At 67.4% G+C, this 9,989-nt stretch carries 8 protein-coding genes; 3 read left to right on the top strand and 5 right to left on the bottom strand.

What is annotated here, in order from left to right; genetic code table 11:
- Positions 1-60: 60 nt before the first annotated feature.
- From HMPREF3114_RS20255 to HMPREF3114_RS20235, 5 genes are all read right to left on the bottom strand, one after another.
- Positions 61-399: a hypothetical protein gene (locus HMPREF3114_RS20255; RefSeq protein WP_006469105.1), complete on the bottom strand. Its 339-nt coding sequence runs from the start codon at positions 397-399 to the stop codon at positions 61-63.
- A gap of 77 nt (positions 400-476) precedes the next feature.
- Entirely contained in the window at positions 477-1,418 is a 942-nt protein-coding gene (locus HMPREF3114_RS20250; RefSeq protein WP_053501128.1) for a DegV family protein, read from the bottom strand.
- Between the two features lie 95 nt (positions 1,419-1,513).
- A complete protein-coding gene (locus HMPREF3114_RS20245; RefSeq protein ID WP_005419225.1) occupies positions 1,514-2,146 on the bottom strand; it encodes a 2-hydroxychromene-2-carboxylate isomerase in 633 nt (210 codons plus the stop codon).
- Positions 2,147-2,171: 25 nt separating this feature from the next.
- Positions 2,172-3,434, bottom strand: coding sequence for an amidohydrolase family protein (locus HMPREF3114_RS20240; RefSeq protein WP_070490525.1), 1,263 nt, complete (start codon positions 3,432-3,434; stop codon positions 2,172-2,174).
- A complete protein-coding gene (locus HMPREF3114_RS20235; protein ID WP_070490523.1) occupies positions 3,434-4,843 on the bottom strand; it encodes an amidohydrolase in 1,410 nt (469 codons plus the stop codon). The genes HMPREF3114_RS20240 and HMPREF3114_RS20235 overlap by 1 nt, the downstream gene beginning before the upstream one ends.
- A gap of 255 nt (positions 4,844-5,098) precedes the next feature.
- Here HMPREF3114_RS20235 and HMPREF3114_RS20230 point away from each other — a divergent pair, with 255 nt between their 5' ends.
- The 3 genes from HMPREF3114_RS20230 (at position 5,099) to HMPREF3114_RS20220 (ending at position 9,962) form a co-directional block, all read left to right on the top strand.
- On the top strand, positions 5,099-8,485 hold the full coding sequence (locus HMPREF3114_RS20230; protein ID WP_070490521.1) for an autotransporter domain-containing protein: 3,387 nt from the start codon (positions 5,099-5,101) through the stop codon (positions 8,483-8,485).
- 117 nt (positions 8,486-8,602) lie between these two features.
- Positions 8,603-9,379 (top strand): AMP nucleosidase, encoded by a 777-nt coding sequence (locus tag HMPREF3114_RS20225; protein ID WP_005419211.1) that lies wholly within the window; start codon positions 8,603-8,605, stop codon positions 9,377-9,379.
- A 43-nt stretch (positions 9,380-9,422) separates the two neighbouring features.
- Positions 9,423-9,962, top strand: a complete 540-nt coding sequence (locus tag HMPREF3114_RS20220; RefSeq protein WP_005419210.1) for a DUF924 family protein — start codon at positions 9,423-9,425, stop codon at positions 9,960-9,962.
- The last annotated feature ends 27 nt before the right edge of the window (positions 9,963-9,989 follow it).

Raw genomic sequence — 9,989 nt, 5'->3', positions numbered from 1 at the left:
GGCCGCTGGCCGGCATCTCCTCGGTTGCCGGCCAGCGGCCGGCACTACCATGGCGTGGCCTCAACGCACGTCGCGCAGTTCCCAGTGGTGGCCGGCCAGCAGGCGCAGGCGCTGCTTGAACACGTCACTGTCGATACGGGTGGTGGCGACCAGGTTGATGCGCAGGTCCTTCTGCTCGCCGGTCACGGTGGCGTCCGGATCGGTCACGCCCCACTGCGGTTCCACCGCATCCGGGTCGGGTTGCTTGGCCTTCCACCGTTCGAACAGCGTGCCGCTGCGCAGGGCGTCCTGCAGCTCTTCGGCGAAACCGGCGGCGCCCTGCGAATGGAAGGACAGGTCAGGGTCGTTGCCGCGGGCCTTGGACGGGTCGGGCAGGCTGATGTGGTACTGCGCAGGCATGAAGTTCTCCTTGAAGTGCGGCAAGGCTGGCACAACCGTGGTCGAATCGATGTGCAGATTCCAGCCACGGTCGGCCTTCATTCAAACCGATGTGGCCCATCGGCAAAGCCCACGGTGACCGCGCCCTTGCCGACATTGACCATGCCGGTCAGGCTCATCACCGATTCGTACACGGTCACGCCATGGCCGGCGCAGACCTCCTTCATCTGTGCATAGCCGGGCAGGCTGCGCAGCTCATCCAGCTCACCGCCGTAGCTGACGCATACCGTCGGCGTCATCAGCCCGGCACGCACGCGCTGGCTGACCACCGCGAACAGCTTCTGCACGGCACTGTCGAAGCCCTTGATCTTGGCCACCGGCCCGGTCTGGCCACGGTAGCCGTGCAGCACCGGCTTGATGTCCAGCGCGCTGCCCAGTGCGGCGCTGAGCAGGCCGACGCTGCGGTCACCCTTGTGTCGTGCACGCGCGCGCATGTAGTACAGGTCGCGGGTGATCATGTAGCCGTGCACATTGCCGGCCAGTTCTTCCAGCCGTTCTCGGATCTGCTGCACGCTGGCACCACTGTCACGCAGGCGAACCGCCTCCACTGCGGTCACGGCCTGCGCAGCGAACAGGTTCTGGGTATCGAGCACGCGCAGGGCGAACGGCGAGTTGTAGCCCGCTGCCTGCCGCACCGGCTTGTAATCGTTGAGGATGGCGAAGCTGGCCTGCAGCGCATTGTCGTGGATCGGGCTGCGGGTCTTGGTGATGGTCATGCAGAACACGTGGTCGTAATCGATCACCAGCTGCTGCAGGAACAGGTCGCGGATCTGGTTGACACTGAAGGGGATGGTCTCCGCCTCGGCACCGTGCTCGGCCACGTGTGCATGCAGGAAACTCAGCGTGGCCTGCTCATCGCGATGATCGGCCAGAACCGCTTCACCGATTCGTACGGTGATCGGCAGCAGCACGATGTTGTGCTCGGCAATGAAGTCCTGCGGCAGGTCGCAGGCCGAGTCGACGACGATTCCGATGCGCATCCGCGGCTCCCCCTCCAGGGCGGTTGTAGGTTCGGAAACGTGAAATCTATCTCAAATTCTGGCGTGGCGCGCGAGGGAAACACGCCAGGCCCTGTTCAGCGACTGCGCTGCACGGCCACCGGAAGTTCGGCCAGGCGCTGCCATTCGGGCTGCTGCAGCAGGGCGGGATCGGCCAGCACGGCGGCCATCAACGGATGGGCGTCGTTGCCCCAGAACAGTTCGTCATCGATGGCCAGGGTCGGTACGCCGAACACGCCGGCAGCAATGGCGGCCTCGGTGTTCCTCCGCAGCTGCTCCTTGACCGCGGGGGCCGCGGTGGCGCTGGCGACATCCTCGATCCCCAGCCGCGCAGCCGGTTCGCGCAGGGCCTCGGCGCTATCGGCGGCATTGCCGTCGCGCCAGATCCAGTCGAACAGCACATCTACCGCCTGCACGCTGCCACCGGCGGCCAGGCACAGCCGCAGGGCAGACAACGGGTTGAACGGGTGGCCCGGCGGGAACCGCAGCGGTGTTCCTTCGGCCTGCGCAGTCCACAGCAGCTGGCGGTACATGAAGCGGCGCTTGGCCGGAATCTCGGCCGGCCCGAGGTTGCCCAGGTGATGCAGCACGGCACCGAAGGCGATCGGCACGGTCTGGATCTGTGCGAACTGGGGCAGCTGCTTCAGCTTCTGCCAGTGCAGGTAGGAATAGGGCGAGACGAAGTCGAAGTACCAGCGCAGGGTGGCCATGTGGGTTTCCTTGGATAACTGGAGGTCAGGGCTGCGCGTTGCGCTGCAGGTAGCGGTCGCGCAGTTCGGTCTGGCGCGAGCGCATCGGCATCGCCCGGCCGCCCAGCCAGACCTGTTCGGCATAGTGCGCCACGTCCAGCGGGTCGCCCTCCCACAGCACCAGGTCGGCACGCTTGCCCGGCTCGATGCTGCCGATCTGGTCGGCCACGCCGAACGCCTGCGCCGGCACCCGGGTCAGGCCGGCCAGGCCGTCGGCCCAGGGCAGGCCATTGGCCACGGCATTGCCGGCCAGCTGGCGCATCTTGCGGGCGTTGTGCGAGGCGTCGCCTCGCTGCACGAACGAGACCGCCACGCCGGAACGCTGCAGGCGTGCCGCATTTTCCAGCGTGGCACCGATCTGGTCGAAGCTGGCCGGCAGGTTGGACAACACATCGACGAACACCGGTACCTGTGCGGCGGCCAGCTCCGGCGCCAGCTGCCAGGCTTCGCTGCCACCGGCGATGGCGATCTTCACTTTCTCGCGGGCGGCCCAGCGCAGCAGCTGGCGGATGTCCGCCGCGCGGTCCACCTCCACCACGATGCGGCCCTGGCCGGTCAGGTAGCGGCCCAGCGTGCGGCGCCCGGCCGGGGTCAGCAGCGCATGCGGCGAGTCCGCGGCGACCTGGCCGCGTGCCTCGTCCACCATCTGCTGCAGCAGCATCCATTGCGCCGCACGCGAATGCCCGGTCAGCTCCACTGCGGCCGACCCCAGGCGCAGGAACAGCGCGCGCGGCCCGAGGGGATCGGCGCTGCCGTCCAGCCGCATCACGCCACCCTGGCCTGCAACGAAGCCGCCACCGGTGGCCGCCCCCAGCGCGGTGAAGCCGATGCCGTCCAGGCGCGCCACCGGGATCAGCACCGAGGCCGGGTTGTACGCCAGGGTGACATCGAACTCGGGGCGCAACGGTTGTTCGCCGATCTTCAACGTGCTGTCGACCGTGCTCGCTTCACCGGAGACCTCTTCGATGCCGATCTCGGTGATGCCCCCGAACAGCGCCGGTGTCAGCGGGCGGCCATCGGCCTCGACGACGTTGGCCCCGGCCGGTGCGGACAGCCCGTTGCCGACTGCGCGGATGATGCCGCCCTGCACCAGTACATCGGCGTGCTGCAGGCTGCCGCGCGCGCTGGCCGTATGTACGGTGGCGTTGCGGACCAGCAGGTCCTGCGCCTGCGCAGCTGCGGAGAGGCAGGCCAGCACCATGACCGTAGCGCCGAGCCATGCCCGGCGACGCTTGTTCAACGCGCCCATCAGTGCGCCTCCTGGCCAAGCTGGAAGTCGGAACGTGGCGTGGCCGCAGGTGCGCTGCGGTCGTACAGGCGGCGGCCGTCGATGAAGACCTGCTCGGCCAGCGCGTACGAGCTGAAGGGGTTGCCGTTCCACACCACCACGTCGGCCATCTTGCCGGCCTCCAGGGTGCCGGTCTGGCCTTCAATCCCCAGCGCCCTGGCGGCGTTGGCGGTCATCCAGGTGATGGCGTGTTCGGGGGGGATCTCCGGCATGCGTGCGCGGCGCGCGGCGGCGATCACCTTGGCCGCTTCCTGGTTCAGGCGCTGGATGCCTTCGGGGGAGTCGGAATGGACGATGGCGCAGCTGTTCTTCGGCCGATCGACCAGTGCGATGTTCTCCGGAATGCCGTCGAAGGCTTCCATCTTGAAGCCCCACCAGTCGGCCCACAGCGCGCCGCAGACGCCGTCGGCGGCCAGCCGGTCGGCCAGCTTGTAGGCCTCCACGCCGTGGTGGAAGGCGGCCACCTTGAAGCCGAATTCCTTGGCCAGGTCGAGCATGGTGGCCATCTCGTCGGCGCGGTAGCAATGGATATGCACGCGGATGTCGCCCTCGATCGCACCGGCCAGCGTGTCCAGCTTGAGATCGCGCTTGCCGCCGGCATCACCGGCGCTGTCGCCCTTGTCGCTGCCGAACCAGCCCTTGCGCTTGGCCGGCTTCGGTTTGTTCTTGGCGATGTAGTCGGCGGCATCGATGAAGGCGGCGCGGTAACCGGCAACGTTGCCCATCCGCGTGGCCGGAGCGACGCCCTTGCCTCCGCCGTAGACCCGCTTCGGGTTCTCGCCGCAGGCCATTTTCAGCCCCCACGGCGCGCCGGGGAACTTCATCGCCTGGTAGGTGATGGCGGGGACGTTCTTCAGGGTCACACCACGACCACCGACCAGGTTGGCCGAGCCCGGCAGCACCTGCATGCTGGTCACGCCGCCGGCCAGTGCGGTGGCGAAACCCGGGTCCTGCGGCCACACCGAGTGCTCGGCCCAGACGTTGGCGGTGACCGGCGCGGTCATCTCGTTGCCGTCGCTGTGCGCGCCGACGCCCGGGCTGGGGTACACGCCCAGGTGCGAGTGCACGTCGATCAGGCCCGGTGTGACCCACTTGCCCTGCGCATCGATGCGGGTGACCCCGGCATCGGCCTGCAGCTGGCGGCCCACGGCGGCGATGCGGCCCTCGCGCAGCAGCACGTCGGCGTTGTCCAGGCGCTGGCCGGTGCCGGTCAGCACGGTGGCGTTCTGGATCAGCACCGGTGCATCGGGGTGTGCCTGGTAGGTGCTGGGGTAGGGATCGGCGACGAAGCGCGAGGCGCCCACCGCCGGTGCCGTGCTCAACGAAACCAGCGCCATCCCAAGAGCGGCGCGCAACACCATCGATGCCATGCAGAGATCCCCAACCCACGCGTGAATCCGCCGACGCTATCCGTCGTCGATACCACTTGCCAAGTGACCTTGGGCAGGGGCAGGGGTGGGGATTTTCCTATACAAAAATTCTGAACGAAGCATTAATTTTTTGTGACACCTGCCGCTACCAACCGGTGGGACAGCGAGCGCTGACCCGCCGTGAGGTGTGCTTTCCATTGCTCCATGACGGAGCTGCACCTGAAATATTTCAAGGAATCAAGGACGTAACTGCAGATGATTGTCTTCCCGTCGTATCGCTCCACCGCTTCCCGCCGCTCGATCCTCCCCTCACCCCTGGCCTCGGCCATTGTTGGCTCGCTGCTGATGGCCGCCGCTCTGCCGGCGCTGGCCCAGGACAGCAACGCAGACGCCTTGTCGCGTTACCAGTTCCAGCGCAGCCTGCAGGCCGCGTTTGCCGCACCGGTCCTCACCGCTTCGCCGTCGCTGGCCGTCGCCGCCGCCGATGTGGAAGTCGATCCGGAACCCATCATGGGCAAGCCGGGTGATGCCGCCAGCTGGCGCACCACCGAATTCAACAGCGACTGGGGCCTGCAGGCGATCAACGCCGATGTGGCCTACGCACGCGGCCTGACCGGCACCGGCATCCGCCTGGGCGTGTTCGACAGCGGCACCGGCCTGGACCACGACGAGTTCGCCGGCAAGGACCACCGCAGCATCCATCTGGCCGACGTGCTGGCCGATGGCAGCCTGTGCGCGCGCGAAGTGCTGAGTGGCCCGGACGCCTGCTTCGCCAGCGACGGTGACCAGGTGGCCGTGTCCTACCAGCTGCTCGACCCGGACTATGCCGATCTGCTGGAGCGCAATGGCTTCTACGAAGGCCTGAGCTACAACGTGCACGGTACCCACGTGTCGGGCACCATCGCCGCCAACCGTGATGGCAACGGCACCCACGGTGTTGCCTTCGGCGCCGACCTGAGCGTGGCCCGCCTGTTCTCCAACAGCGCCACCTACCTGTCGGTGGTGAATATCGGCGGTTCCCTGTATCTGGACGAACAGACCATCGCCGCCATCCAGGCCGACGATTCGATCTACCCGCAGCTGTATGCGCAGATGAACGAGCAGGGTGTGCGCGCCATCAACCACAGCTGGGGCCTGGCCAACGAGCCGACCACAGCGGAAGACCTGGACATGTACCAGTCGCACCCGGTGTTCGCCGCCAGTCTGGCTGCGATGGCCGAAGGTTCGCGCAGCAGCGGACTGATCCAGGTATGGGCCGCTGGCAACACCGATTCGCCCAACACTTCGCCGGAAGAAGCGCCGATTGCCGGCATGTATGCCTCGCTGCCGCGCGCCGTCGCCGACGTCGAGCCGTACTGGCTGGCCGTGGTCAACGTCAATCAGGACCTGGAGCTGAGCAACCGCTCGATGCGCTGTGGCCTGGCGGCGAACTGGTGCCTCGCCGCGCCCGGCTCGAACATCAACTCGACCGTGTACGGTCCCGATTCGGTGATCGAAGGTGATTTCTACGATGACAATGGCAACCTGGTGGTGGACATCATCAGCCAGACCCCGTCGTCCGATTACGAGGAACTGAGCGGCACGTCCATGGCCGCCCCGCACGTCACCGGCGCGCTGGGCCTGCTGTTCGAGCGCTTCCCGTACCTGGACAGCGCGCAGGTGCGCGACGTGCTGCTGACCACCGCCACCGACCTGGGTGCTGCAGGCGTGGACGATGTCTACGGCTGGGGCCTGATGAACCTGGCTGCGGCCGTCGAAGGCTACGGCTCGCTGCGCGTGGACACCGATGTGGTGATGAACCAGAAGGCCGGCGGCCTGAAGGTGTGGGAAGGTGATGCATGGGACGACTGGACCAATGACATCGGCGGCCCGGGCAAACTGACCAAGAGCGGCATCGGCTGGCTGCGCCTGAGCGGCGACAACAGCTTCAACGGCGCGGTGGTGCGCGAAGGCGTGCTGGAACTGGACGGCGTGAACACGCTGACCAGCGCCGTGGACGTGACCGGCGGAATCTTCCTGCTGAACGGCACCCTGCAGAACACAGCGCTGAACAGCCTGGGCGGCAGCAGCCGCATCACCGCCACCGGTGTGCTGGACGGCTCGGACCTGACCGTCACCGGTGGCGTGGTGTCCTTCAACGGCGTGCAGACCGGCGGCAGCACCTTCGTGGGTGAAAAGGGCACGCTGAAGGGCGTGGGCCAGCTGGGAAACACCACCGTGGCCGGCATCATCGCTCCGGGCAACTCCATCGGCACGCTCACCATCAACGGTGACTATGTGCAGACCGCCACTGGCGTGTACCAGGCCGAGGTGGCCCCGGGCAGCCGCAGCGACCAGCTGCACGTGACCGGCACCGCCACCCTGGGCGGCACCCTGGTGGCGCTGCCGGAACCGGGCACCTACTACCTGGGCGAGCAGTTCAACTTCATCCAGGCCGACGGCGGCGTGAACGGTCGGTTCGCCAGCACCGATTTCAGCGCCTTCTCGCCCTTCCTGCAGTTCGGCCTGGCCTACTCCGCCGCCGGCGCGCGCATTGAAGTGACCCGCGGCAACGCGCTGGCTACCGCGGCCACCACCGCCAACCAGTTGGCCGTGGCCACCGTGGTCGACGGTCTGGCGGTCAACCAGGGCCTGCCGCGTCCGCTGACCATGCTGTTCCCGGAACAGGTGGGCAGCGCACTGGACAGCCTCAGCGGCGAACTGCATGCCGCCACCAGCGCGGCCCTGCTGGAAGGCAGCCGCTACGTGCGTGATGCCGCGCTGGCCCGCCGTGCCGGTGCCGCTGCACCGGGTGCCGAAGGCGGCGACGCCACCGGTGTGTGGGTGCAGGCCCTGGCCGGCAGCACCACGCTGGATGGCAACACCAACACCGCCCGCACCGAAGCCAACAGCAACGGCCTGCTGGTCGGTGCCGACCGCGAGTTCGGCGGCTGGCAGGTGGGCGTGCTGGCCGGTACCGGCCGCACCGACGTGAAGCAGGGCGAAGGCCGCCGTGCGAGGTCGAAGGTGGACAACACCCACTTCGGCGCCTACGCCAGCCACAACTGGGGCGGTTTCGGCCTGCGTGGCGGCCTAGCATGGAGCGAACACGATGTGGACAGTACCCGTGAGCTGGCGTTCGCCGGTTACAGCGACACCCTGAGCGCCCGCTACGACGCGCGTACCCGCCAGGCCTTCATCGAAGCGGCCTACCGCTTCGGTGGCCGCGAGGCTGGCCTGGAGCCGTACGTGCAGGTGGCCCGCGTGGAAGTGGACACCAAGCACGTGAACGAGCGTGGCGGTGCTGCGGCCCTGCAGGGTTCGGTGGACGACGTGCGCACCACCCTGGCCACGGCCGGCGTGCGCTTCGACAAGGGCCTGAAGGCCTCGTTCCAGCAGGACAGCTGGTTGCACGTGCGCGGCGCGGTGGCGTACCGCCACGCCAGCGGCGACCGCAACCCGTCGGCCCGCCTGGGCTTTGCCACCGGCGGTGACAGCTTCGTGGTCAACGGTGCACCCATCGCCGACAGCGCGGTGGTGGCCGAACTGGGCCTCTCGGCCTGGCTGACCGCCAAGCAGCAGCTGGAACTGGGCTACAGCGGCCAGTTCGGCGACGAAAGCCGCGACCACGGTGCCAACCTGCGCTGGTCGGTGCGTTTCTAAGCCACGGGCTCCCGCAGGGAAACCAGGAGGGGCGGCCGTTGGGCCGCCCCTTCTCTTTGTGTGGCAGGGCAGGCGCAGCGTTGCCTACAATGGCGCCCCTGCAGAACCGGACCGGGCATGAAGAGCAAACAGGAAATCGTCGACAACTGGCTGCCGCGTTATACCGGCGTTCCGCTGGACCAGTTCGGCCAGCATATCCTGCTGACCAATTTCGGCGGCTACCTGCACACCTTCTCCGCGCTGACCGGCGCCCCGGTCATCGGCCTGGACCGGCCGATGGCCAGCGCCACCATCGATGGCATCACCATGATCAACTTCGGCATGGGTAGCCCCAATGCCGCGATCATCATGGACCTGCTGTCGGCGGTGATGCCCAAGGCGGTGCTGTTTCTGGGCAAGTGCGGTGGCCTCAAGCGCAAGAACCAGCTGGGTGACCTGGTGCTGCCGATCGCGGCGATCCGCGGCGAGGGTACGTCGGGCGACTACCTGCCGCCGGAAGTGCCAGCCTTGCCGGCGTTTGCGCTGCAGCGTGCAGTCTCGACCATGATCCGCGACCTCGGCCACGACTACTGGACCGGCACCGTCTACACCACCAACCGCCGGGTCTGGGAGCACGACGAGGCCTTCAAGGAGCGGCTGCGGGCGATGCGCTGCATGGCCATCGACATGGAAACCGCCACCGTGTTCGCAGCCGGTTTCGCCAACCACATTCCCAGTGGCGCGCTGCTGCTGGTCTCGGACCAGCCGATGATCCCCGACGGGGTCAAGACCGAGGCTTCCGATGCCAAGGTCAGCTCCCAGTTCGTGGAAAACCATATCCAGATCGGTATCGAGGCGCTTAAGCTTATCCGGCGCAACGGCAAGTCGGTCCGCCACCTGCGCTTCGACGAATGATGATGATGGCCTGGCGCGGCGCGCCGGCCCTGGGGAGTAGGTGATGGACGTTGCCGCGCAAGTGGTGGATTTCTGGAAAGAAGCGGGCCCTGCGAAGTGGTTCGCCCGCGACGATGCGTTCGACGCGCAGTTCCGCCAGTTGTTCCTGGATGAGCATTTCGCCGCCGCTTCGCGTGGGCGTGAACACTGGCTGGGCAGTGCCGAGGGCGCACTGGCGCTGATGCTGCTGCTGGACCAGTTCCCGCGCAACTGCTTCCGCGGTACTGCCCATTCCTATGCTACCGATGGCCTGGCCCGGCACTACGCCATGCGCGCCATCGAGGAAGGCCTGGACCTGCAGCTGGTGCCGAAGCTGCGCGCCTTCATCTACCTGCCGTTCGAGCACTCCGAGGACCCGTTGGACCAGGACCGTTCGGTGGCGATGTTCGATGTGCTGGGCGACAAGGAATACCTGCAGTACGCCGAGCTGCACCGCGACATCATCCGCCGCTTCGGCCGTTTCCCGCACCGCAACGCCGTGCTGGGGCGCATTCCCTCGCCGGAGGAACTGGACTACCTTGCCGAAGGCGGATTCGCCGGCTGAAAAAAGGGGACGGAGGGGATTAAGTCG

This window comes from Stenotrophomonas sp. HMSC10F07 (genome assembly GCF_001807895.1).
Classification (GTDB): Bacteria; Pseudomonadota; Gammaproteobacteria; order Xanthomonadales; family Xanthomonadaceae; genus Stenotrophomonas; species Stenotrophomonas sepilia.
This window is presented reverse-complemented; position numbering and strand designations above follow the sequence as displayed.

Bases quoted from the DNA above. Each gene is read 5' to 3' on its own strand.
- HMPREF3114_RS20255 (WP_006469105.1), bottom strand. From the start codon at position 399: ATGCCTGCGCAGTACCACATCAGCCTGCCCGACCCGTCCAAGGCCCGC.
- HMPREF3114_RS20250 (WP_053501128.1), bottom strand. From the start codon at position 1,418: ATGCGCATCGGAATCGTCGTCGACTCGGCCTGCGACCTGCCGCAGGAC.
- HMPREF3114_RS20245 (WP_005419225.1), bottom strand. From the start codon at position 2,146: ATGGCCACCCTGCGCTGGTACTTCGACTTCGTCTCGCCCTATTCCTAC.
- HMPREF3114_RS20240 (WP_070490525.1), bottom strand. From the start codon at position 3,434: ATGGGCGCGTTGAACAAGCGTCGCCGGGCATGGCTCGGCGCTACGGTC.
- HMPREF3114_RS20235 (WP_070490523.1), bottom strand. From the start codon at position 4,843: ATGGCATCGATGGTGTTGCGCGCCGCTCTTGGGATGGCGCTGGTTTCG.
- HMPREF3114_RS20230 (WP_070490521.1), top strand. From the start codon at position 5,099: ATGATTGTCTTCCCGTCGTATCGCTCCACCGCTTCCCGCCGCTCGATC.
- HMPREF3114_RS20225 (WP_005419211.1), top strand. From the start codon at position 8,603: ATGAAGAGCAAACAGGAAATCGTCGACAACTGGCTGCCGCGTTATACC.
- HMPREF3114_RS20220 (WP_005419210.1), top strand. From the start codon at position 9,423: ATGGACGTTGCCGCGCAAGTGGTGGATTTCTGGAAAGAAGCGGGCCCT.